17 protein-coding genes are annotated in these 17,451 nt (G+C 65.2%); 10 read left to right on the top strand and 7 right to left on the bottom strand.

Annotated features, from left to right (window positions below):
• Positions 1–44: 44 nt before the first annotated feature.
• Positions 45–836, bottom strand: coding sequence for an SDR family NAD(P)-dependent oxidoreductase (locus tag GPJ75_RS03355; RefSeq protein WP_163265145.1), 792 nt, complete (start codon positions 834–836; stop codon positions 45–47).
• A 156-nt stretch (positions 837–992) separates the two neighbouring features.
• Between GPJ75_RS03355 and GPJ75_RS03350 the strand changes: the two genes are divergently transcribed.
• Complete coding sequence (locus GPJ75_RS03350; protein ID WP_163265143.1) at positions 993–1,157, top strand: hypothetical protein; 165 nt, start codon at positions 993–995, stop codon at positions 1,155–1,157.
• 12 nt (positions 1,158–1,169) lie between these two features.
• Here GPJ75_RS03350 and GPJ75_RS03345 read toward each other — a convergent pair whose 3' ends face one another.
• From GPJ75_RS03345 to tkt, 5 genes are all read right to left on the bottom strand, one after another.
• Positions 1,170–2,195: a class I fructose-bisphosphate aldolase gene (locus tag GPJ75_RS03345; RefSeq protein ID WP_163265141.1), complete on the bottom strand. Its 1,026-nt coding sequence runs from the start codon at positions 2,193–2,195 to the stop codon at positions 1,170–1,172.
• A 106-nt stretch (positions 2,196–2,301) separates the two neighbouring features.
• Positions 2,302–3,498 (bottom strand): phosphoglycerate kinase, encoded by a 1,197-nt coding sequence (locus GPJ75_RS03340; protein WP_163265139.1) that lies wholly within the window; start codon positions 3,496–3,498, stop codon positions 2,302–2,304.
• A 73-nt stretch (positions 3,499–3,571) separates the two neighbouring features.
• Entirely contained in the window at positions 3,572–5,425 is a 1,854-nt protein-coding gene (locus GPJ75_RS03335; protein ID WP_163265137.1) for a potassium/proton antiporter, read from the bottom strand.
• A 123-nt stretch (positions 5,426–5,548) separates the two neighbouring features.
• Positions 5,549–6,562, bottom strand: a complete 1,014-nt coding sequence (gene gap, locus GPJ75_RS03330) for a type I glyceraldehyde-3-phosphate dehydrogenase (protein ID WP_163265135.1) — start codon at positions 6,560–6,562, stop codon at positions 5,549–5,551.
• A 132-nt stretch (positions 6,563–6,694) separates the two neighbouring features.
• A complete protein-coding gene (gene tkt / locus GPJ75_RS03325) occupies positions 6,695–8,686 on the bottom strand; it encodes a transketolase (RefSeq protein WP_163265133.1) in 1,992 nt (663 codons plus the stop codon).
• A 263-nt stretch (positions 8,687–8,949) separates the two neighbouring features.
• On the opposite strand from tkt, the gene GPJ75_RS03320 reads away from it, so the two are divergent.
• The 9 genes from GPJ75_RS03320 to leuC all read left to right on the top strand — a co-directional run bounded on the left by GPJ75_RS03320 (position 8,950) and on the right by leuC (position 15,833).
• Positions 8,950–9,222 (top strand): DUF4164 domain-containing protein, encoded by a 273-nt coding sequence (locus GPJ75_RS03320; protein WP_159587569.1) that lies wholly within the window; start codon positions 8,950–8,952, stop codon positions 9,220–9,222.
• A 4-nt stretch (positions 9,223–9,226) separates the two neighbouring features.
• Positions 9,227–9,586 (top strand): cell division protein ZapA, encoded by a 360-nt coding sequence (locus GPJ75_RS03315; RefSeq protein ID WP_163265130.1) that lies wholly within the window; start codon positions 9,227–9,229, stop codon positions 9,584–9,586.
• Positions 9,587–9,726: 140 nt separating this feature from the next.
• Entirely contained in the window at positions 9,727–10,320 is a 594-nt protein-coding gene (rimM, locus tag GPJ75_RS03310) for a ribosome maturation factor RimM (protein WP_163265128.1), read from the top strand.
• A complete protein-coding gene (gene trmD / locus GPJ75_RS03305; RefSeq protein ID WP_163265126.1) occupies positions 10,317–11,024 on the top strand; it encodes a tRNA (guanosine(37)-N1)-methyltransferase TrmD in 708 nt (235 codons plus the stop codon). The genes rimM and trmD overlap by 4 nt, the downstream gene beginning before the upstream one ends.
• Positions 11,025–11,278: 254 nt before the next feature.
• Positions 11,279–11,824, top strand: a complete 546-nt coding sequence (gene rplS / locus GPJ75_RS03300) for a 50S ribosomal protein L19 (protein WP_163265124.1) — start codon at positions 11,279–11,281, stop codon at positions 11,822–11,824.
• 182 nt (positions 11,825–12,006) lie between these two features.
• Positions 12,007–12,801, top strand: coding sequence for a transporter substrate-binding domain-containing protein (locus GPJ75_RS03295; protein WP_163265122.1), 795 nt, complete (start codon positions 12,007–12,009; stop codon positions 12,799–12,801).
• A 43-nt stretch (positions 12,802–12,844) separates the two neighbouring features.
• Positions 12,845–13,660 (top strand): amino acid ABC transporter permease, encoded by an 816-nt coding sequence (locus GPJ75_RS03290; RefSeq protein ID WP_163265120.1) that lies wholly within the window; start codon positions 12,845–12,847, stop codon positions 13,658–13,660.
• Between the two features lie 38 nt (positions 13,661–13,698).
• Entirely contained in the window at positions 13,699–14,193 is a 495-nt protein-coding gene (locus GPJ75_RS03285; RefSeq protein WP_163265118.1) for an MgtC/SapB family protein, read from the top strand.
• 230 nt (positions 14,194–14,423) lie between these two features.
• Entirely contained in the window at positions 14,424–15,833 is a 1,410-nt protein-coding gene (leuC, locus tag GPJ75_RS03280) for a 3-isopropylmalate dehydratase large subunit (protein WP_163265116.1), read from the top strand.
• Positions 15,834–16,495: 662 nt separating this feature from the next.
• Here leuC and truB read toward each other — a convergent pair.
• Positions 16,496–17,434 (bottom strand): tRNA pseudouridine(55) synthase TruB, encoded by a 939-nt coding sequence (truB, locus tag GPJ75_RS03275; protein WP_163265114.1) that lies wholly within the window; start codon positions 17,432–17,434, stop codon positions 16,496–16,498.
• Positions 17,435–17,451 lie beyond the last annotated feature (17 nt).

Here is a 17,451-nt window from a genome sequence, read left to right as displayed (position 1 = left end):
ACGGCCGTACTGCCAGCGTTTTGTCAGGAGCCTTGCAGGGTCGCCTACTCCTGCGGCTGCACCTCGACTGTGTAGTTGAGCGGCAGCCGCCCACCGTCGGCGTAGATGGTCTGGCCGGTTATGTAGCTGGCATCGTCGGAGGCGAGGAACGCGGCGATGGAGGCGATTTCCCGCGGATCGCCGATGCGCCCCAGGGGCGTGCGGGAGAGGATACGGTCGCGAGCCGCCGGGTCGGCATTCACGCTTGCCAGCATCTCCGTCATAATGGAGCCTGGCCCGATGGCGTTGACGCGGATGCCGTGCGGGGCGAGCGACAGCGCCATGACCTTGGTGAGCTGGTTCATGCCGCCCTTGGAGACGGAATAAGGCACCTGGTTGGCAATGGCGAAGACAGCATTGACCGACGACATATTGATGACGACACCGGGCGCCCCACCACCTTTTACCTTGTCGACCATATAGCGGGCGACCGCTTGGCCCACCAGGAAGGCGCCTTTCAGGTTTATCCGCAACACCCGGTCGAAGTCCTCTTCCTTGAGATCGAGGAAATCCGCACCGTGCACGACGCCGGCATTGTTGACCAGGATATCGATATCGCCCAGCGAATCGATGGTCGAGGCGACGAGATTGTGCACGTCGAGGCTCTTCCCCACGTCTGTCTTGACGAAATCGACCTCGCCGAGCTTCTCCAGATCCTTGATCGCCTTGGCGCCCTTCTCGGCGTCGACATCCGCGATCACCACCCGCACACCCTCGCGCAGGAAGCGCTCGGCGATGGCATAGCCGATGCCGCCGGCAGCGCCCGTCACGATTGCCGTCTTTCCGTCCAGTGCCATGGTCTCACCTCGATCGTTTCATTCGGCCGGAACCTGCGGCGCCGCCGGCGCCAGGTCAAGCTGCTTCTGGTGAAGCGTTGAGCGCGGCAACCGCTTTTGACACGGCGGTCGAAAGGAGGGCACAAGGGCGAACCTTCACCCAGTGCCGGGCGCCCGATGACAAAAATCCTCTCGCTTCTGATCGTGGCCATGATGATCCTGCATATCATCCGGCCGCTCGGCCTTCCCGGCCTGAAAAAACGCAGCGATTTCTGGAAGCTCGCCATCGTGGCGCTCGCCGCCATCATGCTCACAGTCGCGCTCAGCCACGGCCGCGGCTGAGCGCGACTTGGCTCAGGCAGCCTTCTCCAGCTCTTCTTTCCAATCGCCGCGTGCGGCAAGCCCGTTCATCTTTGCGCGGTGGGCGAAGGCGCGCTGACCGGCGGCGACGTTCTCCTGCCTGCCGCCCCAAGCCTTCAGCGCCGCCGCCTGCAGCGCACGGCCATAGGAGAAGGTCAGCGTCCATGGCACGTCGTATCCGGCGTTCATGGCGGACAGGTGCGCCGTCGCCTCCTCGTCCGACTGGCCGCCGGAGAGAAACGCGATGCCGGGCACGGCCGCCGGCACGGTGGCCTTCAGGCAACGCACCGTCTTCTCTGCCACTTCCTCGCGGCTCGCCTTGCGGGCGTTCTTGCCGTCGATGACCATGTTCGGCTTCAGCACCATGCCTTCCAGCGAGACGCGGGCGTCGTAGAGCTCCTGGAACACCGTCTTCAGCACCCATTCGGTGACCGTGTAGCAGCGGTCGATGGAATGGTCGCCGGGCGCCCCGTCCATCAGCACTTCCGGCTCGACGATAGGCACGATCCCCGCCTCCTGGCAAAGCGCCGCATAGCGCGCCAATGCCTGGGCGTTCTGCTTCACCGCGCCCCATATCGGCAAATCGTCGGAAATGGCGATGACGCCTCGCCACTTGGCGAAGCGCGCGCCGAGTTCGTAGTATTCGGCAAGCCGCTCGCGCAAGCCGTCCAGCCCCTCGGTGATCTTCTCGTCCGGGAGCCCCGCCAGAGGCTTCGCGCCCTTGTCCACCTTGATGCCGGGGACAGCGCCCGAGCTGGCGATGATCTCCACCAGCGGCGTCCCGTCCCTCGCCTGCTGGCGGACCGTCTCGTCATAGAGGATGACGCCGGAGATGTGGTTCCTCATCGCCTCTTCGGCGGAAAACAGCATTTCCCGATAGTCGCGGCGCGTCTCGGCGGTGGATTCCACACCGATCGAATCGAGACGCTTCTTGATGGTTCCTGTGCTTTCGTCCGCCGCCAGAATACCCTTGCCGCCAGCTGTCATCCTGGCGGCGATGTCTTCAAGCCGTTCGCTCATCTTCCATGCCTCCTATACACGCTCTAGAAGCCGTTACCAGATGAAAGGACAAAACGGAATGCGGGTCGAAGTCCCCTAATCGATTGAAATAAAAAGAAACTTTGCCTTATTTCGATAGCGCCGCCACACCGGGCAGCATCTTGCCCTCCATCCACTCCAGGAAAGCGCCGCCTGCCGTCGACACATAGGTGAAATCGTCGGCCACGCCAGCCTGATTGAGGGCGGCCACCGTATCTCCGCCTCCGGCGACTGAAACGAGAAGCCCCTCGCGCGTGCGCTCCGCCGCATGGCGCGCGGCGGCCACGGTCGCCTTGTCGAACGGTTTGATCTCGAATGCGCCCAACGGCCCGTTCCACACCACAGTGTCGGCCCGGTCGAGCCATTCGTTGACCGCTTCGATGCTCTTCGGCCCGACATCGAGGATCATCGCATCCTCGGGCACGGCGGACACGTCGACCACCTCGCTCTCCGCCCCCGCCTCGAACTTCTTCGCCACCACTGCATCCACCGGCAGGATAAGCGCACAGCCGGCGGTGGCCGCGTCGATCATGATCTGCTTGGCCGTTTCGGCGAGATCATGCTCGCACAGCGATTTGCCGACCTTCGTGCCGCGCGCGGCGAGGAAGGTATTGGCCATGCCGCCGCCGATCACCAGCCCGTCCACCTTCTTTACAAGGTTCAGGAGCAGGTCGATCTTGGTGGAGACCTTGGCGCCGCCGACGATCGCCAGCACCGGCCGCTTCGGCTGGCCCAGCCCCTTCTCCAGCGCCTCCAGTTCCGCTTGCATGGTACGCCCGGCATAGGCCGGCAGGAGATGCGCAAGGCCTTCAGTGGAAGCATGCGCGCGGTGGGCGGCGGAGAAGGCGTCGTTCACATAGATATCGCCGTTCTCTGCGAGCGCCTTGGCGAAGTCCGTGTCGTTCTTCTCCTCGCCGGGGTGAAAGCGCGTGTTCTCGAGAAGCAGGATGTCGCCATCGCTCATCTCGTCTACGGCCTCCTTGGCGGCCTCGCCCACGCAGTCGGCGGTAAAATAGATGCGACGGTCGAGCGTGGCTTCAACGGCGTTGGCCACCGGTTTGAGCGAGAACTCCGCGGCCGGTTTCCCCTTCGGCCGCCCGAAATGAGCGAGCAGGATGACCTTTGCCCCGCGGTCGGAAAGCCCGATGATGGTCGGGGCGATCCGCTCGATGCGCGTCGCATCGGTCACCGCGCCTTCCTTCATCGGCACATTCAAGTCGACACGCACAAGCACGCGCTTGCCGGCGATATCCTTGAGGTCGTCCAGGGTTCTGAAGTCGGCCATCGATCTGCTGCCTCGAAATGTGGTGATTGCGCTGGCGAACATACAGGCCACGGCGCGCGAGGCAAGACCGCTATCACTCGTCCGGCAGCTCGGCCGTCTCCGTCGGCGCGCGCCGGCGCCGGTCTTTCCACCAGCGCCGGAAGAATACCCAAAGCCGCTCCGCCGCCTCGCCGACGCTCATAAAGACCGGCACCTTGGCGGGCTGCGCGGGCGGGTCGACGGACAGCCCGATGCCGACGATACGGCCTTCCTCGTTCACCTCGCGCACGATCAACTCGATACTGCCGAGTGGCACGCGGTCGCCATACTCCGCCCGTCCGCCCAACCGTTTGCGCACGAATTCGGCGATGGAAAGCGCCTGATCCTCCGCATCGAGGCCGAGTGCATAGGCGGCCTCGATGTCGGCGGCGGGGCGCTCCGGGTCCACCGCGAAGGCGCCGAAGAACTCAGCATCCTCCGGATCCACCCTCGCCGGACTTGCGAAAAGCCGGTCGAGCAGTCTGGGATAGCGGTCGGGCACGAAGATATAGATGCGGTCGCCCGCCTGCAGCCTGCCGGCATAGTGAAAGCCCATCGAGCGACCGTCGCGCACCACGAGAGAGGGACGCGCCCAGCGGGGGATGCGCTCACCGCGTTCGACCGGGCTGCCGGCGACGACGCGATAGGCCAAGAGCTCGTGATGCGCCGAGCCCGGCAGTTCCAGCTCCACCTTGTCCACCGGCCCGGTGCGTGTCGGCACGACCAGCCCGAGCCGGTGGGCGAGTGGCCCGACGCTCCAGCCTTGCACCAGCAGCGAAACGAGCACGATGATGAAGACGATGTTGAACAGGCTGCGGCCGCCTTCCAGCTCATCGATGAGCGGCGTGATGGCGAGCAGGATGGAGACGGCGCCACGCAGCCCCACCCATGAGATGAAGGCCGTCTCGGCGCGCGAGAAGCGGAACGGCGCTAGGCACAGCGCGACGGCCACCGGCCGGGCGATGAAGATGAGGAACAGCCCGATGAACAGCGCCGGCAGCGCGATCTCGGCGAACTGCGAGGGTGTGGCGAAAAGCCCCAGCACCAGGAACATGATGATCTGCGCCAGCCACGTCACCCCATCCTGGAACCGCTTCAGCATCCCCGTCGAGCGCATCTGCGCATTGCCGGCCACGAGCCCCGCCACGTAGACGGCGAGAAACCCGGAGCCGCCGAGCGCGCCGGTAAGGGCGAAGACCAGGAGCGACAGCGCGAGCACGAAGATGGGCACGAGCCCCTGCTCGAGCTTGAGCCGCATGACCAGCCGCACGATCAGGTAGCCGCCGGCAAGCCCGGCGGCAAGCCCAATGCCCATCTGCAGCAGGAAGCCGAGCGCCACGTCGCCGGCAAGCTGGCCCGGCTCCAGCGGCGCGCCGGCGGCGATCAGGCTGACGAGGGAAAGGGTGAGGAAGATCGCCATCGGGTCGTTCGATCCCGACTCCACCTCCAGGGTCGAGCGCACGCGGTCGCGCACGAAGATATTGCCGACGCGCAGCAGGAAGAAGACGGCGGCCGCGTCGGTGGAGGCGACGGCGGCGCCGAGCAGGAAGGATTCCAGCCAATCGAAGCCCACCACGTAGTGGGTGGCAACCCCCACCAGCCCCGCCGTCAAGAGAACGCCGAACGTGGCAAGGATGATGGCGGGGAGTGCCGCGGCGCGAAAGCTGGCGAAGGACGTGCCGAAACCGGAATCGAACAGGATCACCGCCAGCGCCAGCGAGCCGATGAAAAAAGCCACCGAGGCGTTGTCGAAGTCGAGCCCCAGCCCGTCCGTGCCCGCGGCAAGGCCAATGCCGAGGAAGACGAGCAGCAATGGCGCGCCGAAGCGAAAGGCGATCAGGCTGGAGAACGCAGCAAACAGCACTAGTGCGGTGCCGATGAGCGTTATCAGGTAGATGCCTTGATCCATTACCCTCTCTGAAATGCGATTCGAGGCCAAATTGCGGTGAATGGGCAGTATAGGCAAGAGCCAAAGAAAAACGCCCGGCCGCTTGGCCGGGCGTTATGGCAGAAAACCGGAAAGAAGGCTTAATCAGCCGATCGTCTTGCCGAAGGCCACCGCCGTGTCGGCCATACGGTTGGAGAAGCCCCACTCGTTGTCGTACCAGGACATCACCCTGACCAATTCGCCCTCGATCACCTTGGTCTGATCGAGTGCAAAGGTCGAGGAAGCGTCGTTATGGTTGAGGTCCACGGAGACCAGCTTCTCGTCCGTATAGGCGAGAATGCCCTTGAGCGGCCCATCCTTGGTCGCCGCCACCAGCGCCTGGTTCACCTCTTCGACCGTCACCTTCTTCTTCGGCACGAACTTGAAGTCGATGACGGAGACGTTGGGCGTCGGCACGCGGATCGATACGCCGTCGAGCTTGCCGTTGAGTTCCGGCAGCACCAGGCCCACGGCACGGGCCGCACCCGTGGACGTGGGGATCATGGACATGGCCGCCGCGCGGGCGCGGTAGAGATCCTTGTGCATGGTATCCAGCGTCGGCTGGTCGCCCGTATAGGCATGGATCGTGGTCATGAAACCCCTCTCGATGCCGAAGGCATCGTTCAGCACCTTGGCGACCGGGGCCAGGCAGTTGGTGGTGCAGGAGGCGTTGGAAATAACGCGGTGCTCGGCGGTGATCTTGTCGTGGTTGACACCGTAGACCACCGTGAGGTCTGCGCCGTCCGAGGGTGCGGAGACGAGCACGCGCTTGGCACCGGCCGTCAGATGCGCGGAAGCCTTTTCCTTGGAGGTGAAGATGCCCGTGCATTCGAGCACGATGTCGATATCGAGATCCTTCCACGGCAGCTTCGTGGGATCCCGCTCGGCCAGCACCTTGAAGGAGTCGGAGCCGACAACGATCGTATCGCCCTCAACCTTCACATCGCCGGGGAAACGGCCGTGCACGCTGTCATAGCGCAGAAGATGCGCATTGGTCTCCACCGGACCGAGATCGTTGACGGCGACGATGTCGATATCCTTGCGGCCGGACTCATAGATGGCGCGCACGATGTTGCGGCCGATGCGGCCAAATCCGTTGACGGCTACTTTAACGGTCATGAACTACCTCCGGCGAACGTGATGCGTGCCCAAAGGCACGGCGGGAAGACGCCGCTTAATAGCGACGCCCGACACAGAATAACAGGCTTTGCCGACACCAAAGTGTGGTCCAGCGTCGCGCCTTAAAAATTCTTAAGTGGTGGCTAAGCGTGCTTCCGCCGCCGCCACTACGGCCTCTGCCGTAATCCCGAAATGCTTGTAGAGATCCGGCGCCGGCGCACTGGCGCCGAAGCCGGTCATGCCGATGAAGGCGCCGTCGGAGCCGATGAAACGATCCCAGCCTTGGCGGATGCCGGCCTCCACGGCGACGCGCACCGGCGCCTTGCCGATGATCGCCTCGCGATAATCTTCGTCCTGCGCCTCGAACAGCTCGAAGCAAGGCACCGAGACGACGCGCGTCGGGTGCCCTCGCTCTTCCAGAAGCGCCTTCGCGGCGACCGCGATCTCGACTTCCGAACCGCTGGCGAAAAGCGTCACCTTCGCCTCGTCGCCGGCGGGCAAGAGCTCATAGGCACCGCGCGCGCACAGGTTCTCCTCCCGGTACTCGTGGCGCACCGGCTCCAGCTTCTGCCGCGTCAGTGCCAGGGTGGAGGGCGCCTTCTTCGATTCGAGGGCAAGCTGCCAGCATTCGACGGTCTCCACCGGGTCGGCCGGGCGGAAGACGCGGTGGTTCGGGATCGCCCTGAGCGCCGCCAGATGCTCCACCGGCTGGTGCGTCGGCCCATCCTCGCCCAGCCCGATGGAATCGTGCGTCATGACGAAGATGGTGCGGATGCCCATCAGCGAGGCAAGCCGCATGGCCGGCCGCGCATAGTCGGAAAAGGTGAGGAACGTGCCGCCATAAGGAATGAGGCCGCCATGCAGCGCAATGCCGTTCATCGCCGCCGCCATGCCATGCTCACGGATGCCGTAACGGATATAGCGGCCGGAATAGTCGCCCGGCGTCACATCCACCGTCTGGCTTGTCTTGGTATTGTTGGAGCCGGTCAGGTCCGCCGACCCGCCAATGGTCTCCACCACGCAGTCATTGATGACATCGAGCGCCATCTCCGAGGCGTTGCGCGTGGCAACCTTGGGGTTTTCCCGCGCCAGCTTCTTCTTGTACTCGGCGATCGCCGATGGCAGCGCCTCCGGCAGGTCGCCGCGCATGCGCCGCTCGAACTCGCCGCGCGTCTCCGCATCCGTTGCCGCCAGCCGCGTCTCCCACGCCTTGCGCTCCTTGGCCGAGCGCAGGCCTGCAAGCCGCCAATCGTCCAGGATATCCGATGGCACGACGAAGGGGTCGGCGTCCCAGCCGAGCGCCTCACGCGTCTTGGCGATCTCGTCGGCACCCAGCGGCGAGCCGTGCGCCTTGTTGGTGCCCGCCTTGGTCGGCGCACCCCAGCCGATGGTGGTCCGGAAGGCGATCATCGTTGGCCGGTCGGACCCGCGCGCCTCTTCGATGGCAGCTGTGATGGCGTCCGGGTCGTGCCCGTCCACCCGCATCGTGTTCCAGCCCGACGCCTCGAAACGCGCGCACTGGTCGGTGGAATCGGCAAGCGAGACCGGCCCATCGATGGAAATCTGGTTGTCGTCGAACAGCACGATCAGCTTGCTGAGCCTCAGATGCCCGGCAAGCGCCAGCGCCTCCTGACTGATGCCTTCCATCAGGCACCCGTCGCCCACGAGCGCATAGGTGTAGTGGTCCACGAGGTCGTCGCCGAAACGGGCGTTGAGCAGCCGTTCGGCAAGCGCCATGCCCACCGCATTGGCAAAGCCCTGGCCGAGCGGCCCGGTGGTCGTCTCGATGCCCGCTGCCTCGCCATATTCGGGATGGCCGGCCGTGCGCGAGCCGAGCTGGCGGAAATTCTTGATCTCGTCGATGGTGATGTCTTCGTAGCCGAGCAGGTAAAGCAACGAGTAGAGCAGCATCGACCCATGGCCCGCCGACAGCACGAAACGGTCGCGGTCCGCCCAGTGCGGGTTCTTCGGGTCGTGCGTCATGAAGCGCGTAAAGAGCACCGTGGCGATATCCGCCGCACCCATCGGCAGGCCGGGATGGCCGGACTTCGCCTTTTCGACGGCGTCCATGGACAAAAAGCGGATCGCGTTCGCCATCCGGTCGTGTTTTTCGCGTGAAATCATCTTTGCTCGCTGATCGGCTGCCGGCATTTTCAGGCATTGGGCGGTGTCGCCCGAGAAAGCAGGCGACACATAGCAGGTGCGCTGCCCAAGTCAATAAACGGCGGCAAGGCCGGAAAGTTCAGCCGCCGTTCGACAAGCAAAAGCAAATCGGGGGATAGCCGCCAAGTGTGTTGACGCCGGGTTCATCCGCCGCGTAATCTTTCAAGGGTAAAATCTTATGATTGCGCACAATTCGCAGGCGGGCGGGCTGGGAATGGGTTGCAATGAACGGTGATACCACACTCAGAGAAGTAATCGGCCGCCTTGGCAAAGCCATAGAGGGGCTGGAAGCTGCTGCCGATAACCGGATCGAGAAGGAACAGGACTACGCGGAAGCCGAAGCCGAAGTGCAGCGCATGGGCGCTGACCGCACCCGCCTCGCCCAGGAGATCGACAAGTCCGAAGCGCGCGCGGAACGCCTGGCTGAGGTGAACCGGGAGGTCTCGCGCAGGCTGGTGACGGCCATGGAGACCATCCGCGCCGTCCTGGATCGATAGGCTCATGGCACAGGTAACGGTCACCATCGACGGCAAGGCCTACCGCATGGCCTGCGATGAGGGTCAGGAGGAACACCTGATCGACCTCGCCCAGCGGTTCGACCGCTATGTGGCACATCTGAAGGAGTCCTTCGGCGAAATCGGCGATCAGCGCCTCACCGTGATGGCCGGCATCATGGTGATGGACGAGTTTGCCGAGTTGCAGAAGCGTGTCCACGGCATGGAGAGCGAGATCGCCACCCTGCGCAAGACGCGCGACGACGCGCTCTCGAAGGCCGGCAAGAACGACGCCACGCTGACCGGCACATTGGCCGAGCTTGCCGACCGCATCGAGGCGGTGGCATCGAAGCTGGCAAAGTCCTAACCTATCGGCGGCATGGCGTGCGGTGATTGGCCCTTTTCCTGCTCGTGTGCCATCGCGGGAGCGCTGCTCCCTGGCCGAATTGCCGGGGCGGGGCGATTTGCCACCCGGATCCGCAGAGCGCATAAGACGAGCGTCGGCATATGACAAAACCCAGGAATCCAGTCCAGCTCGGCGTCGTGGGCGCGGCCCATGGCATCCGTGGTGAGCTGCGCGTGAAACCCTTCACCGACGATCCCATGGCGCTCGGCCGCTACGGTCCCCTCTTCACCGCGGACGGCCGTGCGCTGACCGTCGCCTCCGTCCGACCCGCCAAGGATGTCGTGATCGTTCGTTTCGGCGACGTAACGGACCGCGACGCAGCGGAAGCCCTGACGGGCGAAGCCCTGTTCGTGGACCGCTCCGTTCTGCCGGAGGAACTTGAGGAAGAGGAATTTTATCACGCCGATCTGGTGGGCCTGCCCGTCTTCGACGAGACGCAGGAGGAAATCGGCAAGGTGATCGCCATCCATAATTTCGGGGCCAGCGACATCCTCGAAATCCGTCCCGACGCCGGGCCGACGCTCATGGTCCCTTTCACCCGTGAGGCGGTGCCGAAGGTGGATGTTGCCGAGGGCATCGTGCATCTCGATAGCTCCGCCGCCGGCCTCGACCACCAGAAGCCGATCGATGAGGATGCACATCCGGACCCGAAGGCGCGCCCGCGCGGACCCAAATCGGCCGGGGGCAACCGGTGAGCTTCCGCGCCACCGTACTCACTCTCTATCCCGAAATGTTTCCGGGACCGCTCGCCGTTTCACTCGCCGGCCGCGCCCGGGCCGCCGGCACCTGGTCGCTGGAAGCCGTGCAGATCCGCGACTTTGCCACTGACAAGCACCGCAGCGTCGACGATACGCCCGCCGGCGGCGGCGCGGGCATGGTCATGCGCGCCGACGTGCTGGCCCGCGCCATCGACCATGCCGCCCCCGAAGGCGACCCGCGCCCGAAGCTCCTCATGAGCCCGCGCGGCATCCCGCTCACCCAGGCCCGCGTGCGCCAACTCGCCGCCGGCCCCGGCGCCGTCATCCTCTGCGGCCGCTTCGAGGGGGTCGACCAGCGCCTCATCGAGGCGCGCGCCCTGGAGGAGGTCTCCATCGGCGACTACGTCCTCTCCGGCGGCGAGCCTGCCGCCCTGGTGCTGTTGGACGCGGTGGTGCGCCTCCTGCCGGGTGTCATGGGCAACGAGACCTCCGGCACCGAGGAAAGCTTCGAAAGCGGTCTCCTGGAACACCCGCACTATACGAGGCCGCAAAGCTTCGAGGGCCGCGAAATCCCGGAAGTGCTTCTGTCCGGCAACCATCGCAAGATCGCCGAATGGAGGCTCGCCGAGGCGGAGAAACTGACCGCGGAGCGGCGGCCCGACCTGTGGGCCGAGCACCAGAAGGCGGAAAAGACCAAGTGATCACCTTGCTCAAGATCGAGAACGCGGCATTGGCCTTGGCGGCTGACGTCCCGCGCTCGGCCTGTTGATTCCTCATGTGATGTGGTGTATGTGCGCCGCACCGAAGCTGCCATGGGGGTCCATGGCCGGAACTTAAGCTAAAGAACGCGAATTCGCTCCTGCGCTTCCCTGGGAGGCGCACCTTTCAGGCGGTCAAGAAGGACTGCCGATGGGACGAGCGCTCTGGCGGTCGCCAAGAACAAGAGGACAGGACGATGGACCTTATCCGTCAGCTCGAGGCCGAGCAGGCCCAGAAGATCGCCGCCCAGCGCACCCTTCCTGATTTCTCGCCCGGTGACACCGTGCGCGTGCAGGTGCGCGTCACCGAGGGCACCCGTACCCGTGTGCAGGCCTATGAGGGCGTGTGCATCGCCCGCGCCGGCGCCGGCCTCAACGAGAACTTCACCGTGCGCAAGATTTCCTACGGCGAGGGTGTGGAGCGCGTCTTCCCCGTCTACTCCCCGCTGGTCGAGGCGGTCGAGGTGGTGCGCCGCGGCAAGGTGCGCCGCGCCAAGCTCTATTACCTGCGCGACCGCCGCGGCAAGTCGGCCCGCATCAGCGAGAACACCGGCGCCCGCGCCCGCAAGCTGAACGACGCCGAGCGCCAGGCCGCCGCCGACGAGAAGGCCCGCATCGAGGCCGAGAAGATCGCCGCGGCGCAGGCGCTGGCTGCCGAGAAGGCGGCGGAGGAAGCAGCCGAGGCCAAGGCAGCGGAAGCCGCCGCCCAGGAGGCAGCTCCCGCCGAAGCGCAGGGCGAGTAGGCCTCATCTAAGCCATGCTTGTTTTTGAAAAAGAGCGCCGTCCGGCGCTCTTTTTTGTTGCGGCCTACGCGTGCCGGTTCCTGTGAGCCGCGCAAAACGGTATCCACCTTCTTCATCCGATGCTCTATGGTGCGGTCCCGAATCCGGCCGCATCCACGGCCAGCCACAGGGGGAAATCCATCATGTCGTTTCGCACGTTTCTCGCCGGAACACTCACCATCCTCGCTACCACGGCTGTCACCCATGCGCAGGACCTGCCGGATCTGGGCGGCCGCAGTGTCACCGTGGTGACCGAAAACGCCTATCCGCCGCTGCAATTCATCGATCCGAAGACCGGGCAGCAGGTCGGCTGGGAGTACGACGCCATGGAGGAGATCGCCAAGCGGCTGAATTTCGAGATCGCCTATCAGAACATCAGCTGGGAGGCGATGATCCAGGCGGTTTCCGACGGGCAGTACGACATCGGCATGACCGGCATCACCATACGCGACGACCGCAAGGAGAGCGTCGACTTCTCCGCCCCTTACATGCACTCGGAGATGCGTATGCTGGTGCGGTCCGACGAGGAGCGTTTCACCGATGCGGAGAGCTTTGCCGCGGAGGAGGATCTGCTGATCGCCGCGCAGCCCGGCACCACGCCCTTCTACGTCTCCGTCTACGACGTGCTCGACGGGAACGAGCAGAACCCGCGGATAAAGCTCTTCGAGACGTTCGGGGCGACGGTCCAGGCACTCAGGGCCGGCGATGTCGATCTCGTACTCACCGACGGTGTGGCGGCCAACGGCTATGTCGAAGCTTCAAACGGCGCCCTGAAGGTTATCGGCGAGCCGCTCGGATCGGAGGATTTCGGCTTCATCTTCCCCAAGGGCTCCGATCTCGTCGAGCCCATCAACGCCGCGATCGCCGCGCTCGAGGCCGACGGCACACTCGACGCGCTCGATAAGAAGTGGTTCCTCGATTACAAGCTGGGCGAATGAAACCACGCATGAAGGGTGAAGGGGGCGCCGACCGTCGCCGCTGATGGCCTCTCCCCGACCCGCCGCAGCCGATAAGGAGTTCCCCTGGTGGCTCGTCGCCGCCGGGGCGATTGCCGTCGGCGTCGCCGTCTACGTGGCGACGAGCGATCTCTATACGCAAGTCATCTCCACCGTATCGCGCGGCGTCCTCATCACCGTGTTCGTCACCGTCACCGGCTTTGCGCTCGCCTCCGCGCTGGGGCTCGTGATGGCGCTGATGGCTTTGTCGAAGAGGACGCTGCTGCGCCAGACGGCGCGTTTCTATGTCGAGGTCATCCGCGGCGTGCCGGTGCTTGTGCTCCTGTTCTGGATCGCCTTCGCCGGCGTGCCGGCATTCGTAGCGGGCTGGAACGCGCTTACCGGCCCGCTGCAGGAGGCCGGGCTGACCGGTGCGCTCCAGGTGCGCGACGTCTCCCTTCTGTGGCGCGCCGTCATCGCGCTCACTATCGGCTATTCCGCCTTCATCGCCGAGATATTCCGCGCCGGCATCCAGTCGGTGGACGAAGGGCAGATCGAGGCCGGTGAGGCGCTCGGCCTCACGCGCTTCCAGCGCTTCCGCCTCATCGTCATGCCCCAGGCGCTGCGCACCATCCTGCCGCCGCTCGGCAACGACTTCGTGGCCATGGTGAAAGACTCTTCGCTGGTCTCGGTGCTCGGCGTGGCCGACATCACGCAGATGGGCAAGATCTACGCCTCCGGCTCCTTTCGCTTCTTCGAGACCTATTCCATCGTAGCCTATATCTACCTGCTCCTGACCATCAGCCTGTCGCTGGCGCTGCGTGCACTGGAGCGGCGCCTGCGCCGAAGCAAGACCGCCTGAACCGGAACCCCTTCCGCCGGCAGGGCGTTCAATGCCGCATGGACGCGCTCCTTCAGGAATTTGTACCGCAGACAACTCTGCCCTGGCAGGTGATCGCCGTCCGCCTCGCGCTGTCCCTTGTCCTCGGCGGTATTCTGGGCTTCGAGCGGGAGCTGCTCGCCCGCCCGGCAGGCCTGAGGACCCATATGCTCGTCTGCCTCGCCTCGGCCACGTTCGCCATCGTTGCGGTGGAGATCGTATCCATGCCGGTTTTCCAGGACGAGAGCGTGCGGTCCGACCCGGTCCGCCTCGTCGAGGCGATCACCTCGGGTGTCGCTTTCCTCGCCGCCGGGTTCATCATCTTCAAGCGCGGCCATGTGCGCGGGCTGACCACGGGCGCCGGCATGTGGCTCGCCGCTGCCATCGGGCTGGCGGTGGGGCTCGGCCTGTGGCTGGTCGCAACGCTCGCCTGCCTGCTCGGCGCTCTGGTGCTGGCCGCCATGCGCCAACTGGAGATACGGCTCGATTTGAAAAACCCGCCCGACGAGAAGTAAGTATCCATCCGCACCTCCGATTGCCGAAGGCGCAAAACGCTGGTATGACGCGGCCCATGGAAGAGATTTTCGCACATCCATCCTGCAAGAGCTTCGTTCTGCAGGACGTGAAGCGCCTGCCGGGCCGCTTTTTCGCGCGCATTTCCGGCGCGCTTTTGTGCCGACTTCCCTGAGCGGACGAGACACCGCCCTCGGGCACTTCCCTCTCCGCTTTCGAGGAACAGCAGACGATGACCAAACCCAATACGCTCTACGACAAGGTATTCGACGACCATCTGGTCGACCGGCAGGACGACGGCACCTGCCTCCTCTATATCGACCGCCACCTGGTGCACGAAGTCACCAGCCCGCAGGCCTTCGAAGGCCTGCGCCTGGCCTCGCGCACCGTGCGCCATCCGGAAAAGACGCTCGCCGTGGTCGACCATAATGTGCCGACCTCGCCGGACCGCAAATTCGGCATCAAGAACCCGGAAAGCCGCATCCAGGTCGAGGCATTGGCCAAGAATGCAGCCGATTTCGGCATCGAATATTACAACGAGGCCGACCAGCGGCAGGGCATCGTCCACATCGTCGGGCCCGAGCAGGGTTTCACGCTGCCCGGCATGACCATCGTCTGCGGCGACAGCCACACCTCCACCCATGGCGCCTTCGGCGCCTTGGCGCACGGCATCGGCACCTCCGAGGTCGAGCATGTGCTGGCCACCCAGACGCTCATCCAGCGCAAAGCCAAGAACATGCTCATCCAGGTGGACGGCAAGCTGCCGGAGGGTGTGACGGCCAAGGACATCATCCTCGCCATCATCGGCGAGATCGGCACCGCCGGCGGCACCGGCCACGTGATGGAATATGCCGGCGAGGCGATCCGCGCGCTCTCCATGGAAGGCCGCATGACGGTCTGCAACATGTCCATCGAGGGCGGTGCGCGCGCCGGCATGATCGCCCCGGACGAGACGACCTACGCCTATATCAAGGACCGCCCCCGCGCGCCCAAAGGCAAAGCCTGGGACATGGCACGTGCCTATTGGGAGACGCTGCACTCCGACGAAGGTGCCCATTTCGACCGCGTCGTCAAGCTCGACGCGGCCAACCTGCCGCCCATCGTCACCTGGGGCTCCTCGCCCGAGGACGTGGTGTCGGTCACCGGCGCCGTGCCCGACCCGGACCTCATCCCCGACGAGAACAAGCGCCTGTCGAAGAAGCGCGCTCTTGATTATATGGGCCTCACGCCGGGCACCAGGATCACCGACATCGCGCTCGACCGTGTCTTCATCGGCTCCTGCACCAACGGCCGCATCGAGGATCTGCGCGAAGTGGCGAAGGTCGCCGAAGGCCGCAAGGTGCACGAGCATGTCGACGCCATGATCGTGCCGGGTTCCGGCCTGGTGAAGGCGCAGGCGGAGGCGGAAGGTCTCGACAAGATCTTCATCGAGGCCGGCTTCGACTGGCGAGAGCCCGGTTGCTCCATGTGCCTCGCCATGAACGACGACCGCCTGAAGCCGGGCGAGCGCTGCGCTTCGACCTCGAACCGCAACTTCGAAGGCCGCCAGGGCTTCAAGGGCCGCACCCACCTCGTCTCGCCGGCGATGGCGGCAGCGGCGGCGATCGCCGGGCACTTCGTGGACATTCGCGAGTGGCGATAGACGCCTTCCCTCCCCCTCTTGCTGGGAGGGGAGACGCGAGCGTTGCGTCTTTCCTGACGAAGGACGTGCTTATTCGTTGCCGCGCGGGGGTTGCCCGCCGGGCTATGTCAAAGAACGTGGGAAGCGGGGCGCGTTGTCCGTGCCACTCAATTTTTTTTTAAGGCGCTTCCAACGCGCCCCGCCGGAGGCTGTCCCGACAGTCGGCCGGTCACTTGGGTTCCGTGCTTCCCGGCTGCACCCAATTACGGGGTGGTCTTAGCCGGGCCATGCGAAACCCTAGCGGCTTCTCCGCGGCCTCCGTGGCGCTGCCTGAAACCCAGCACCCCGGCACCGCCGGCCTGTCGCGGGCCCTCACGCCTGCGGGCACCGGCAGCCCGCAGGAAGAGGTCTCCGCCGCCCTCCCCGTGTCCCCGGTCCGGACCACGGTTCCCGTGAGGGCGATGGGGAGGATTTTATGGGCGGGCTGGGCAGGGGGGCGTATTTTCCCGCGAAAAAAGTTTGCAGGTTGTTTGGGATCAATGGGTTGTCGGGAAAGACCGGCGAAATTTATCCCCGCCTTGGATCATAGCATTGGGCCAGACGGCGCCCGTGATCGGCGTTCAGGCCCGCTTCGCCGAAGCTTCAGCGAGGCGAGCATGGATCCTCGGCGAAGGCGTTGCCGTTTACTGGCCGAAGACGCGCTTGGGCTTGAACATGCCGGCTTCGACGGCGCCGATGGCGATCAGGCGGCCGCGGGCGCTGGCCCAGGCTTCGGGTGCTTCGACCGGGGCGTCGCGGCCGCGGACGATGACCGGGTTGCCGAGGCGGATGCGGGTGGCGGCGTCGTCGCTGAGCGGGACTTCCGGCAGGCCGTCGAGGGCGGCTGCGATGTCCATGAGATACGGGTCGAGGGCGGCGAAGCGTTCTTCCTCGCTGGCAGCATTCGCCGCTGCCTCCTCGAGCGCCTGCATAGTGACGAGTTGCGCCGGCTCGAATGGAAAGACCTCCGTGCGGCGCAGATCGGCCACATGGCCGAAGCAGCCGAGGTCGCGGCCCATGTCGCGGGCTATGCTGCGCACATAGGTGCCCTTGCCGCACTCGATTTCCAGAACGGCCTGCCCGGCGTCGGGGATCGAGACGAGGTCGAGCCTGCCAACCTCCACCTCGCGGGCGGCGATCTCCACCGTCCCGCCCTCGCGCGCCAGATCGTAGGCGCGCTCGCCACCCACCTTGATGGCGGAGAACTGCGGCGGCGTTTGCATGATGAGGCCGGTATAGCGCGGCAGGAGGGCGCGGATCTCCTCTTCCGTCGGCCGCTTTTCCGAGGATTTGACGACGGGGCCTTCAAGGTCGTCCGTCGAGCGCTCCTCGCCCCAGGCGATGGTGAAGCGGTAGACCTTGGCGCCTTCCATCACGTAGGGCACGGTCTTCGTCGCCTCGCCAAGCGCGATGGGCAGCATGCCCGAGGCCAGCGGGTCGAGCGTGCCGGCGTGCCCCGCCTTCTGCGCCCCGAACAGCCATTTCACCTTGGACACGGCGTCGGTGGAGCCCATGCCCACCGGCTTGTCGAGGACCAGCCAGCCGGAGAGAGGCCGGCCCTTCTTCTTTCCGCGGCGCGCCATCAGCCGATACCCCTCAT

Origin of the sequence: Chelativorans alearensis (assembly GCF_010993735.1) — a bacterium.
Classification (GTDB): domain Bacteria; phylum Pseudomonadota; class Alphaproteobacteria; order Rhizobiales; family Rhizobiaceae; genus Chelativorans; species Chelativorans alearense.
Note: the sequence above shows the minus strand (reverse complement) of the source record. Positions and strands in the feature narration are given on the sequence as shown.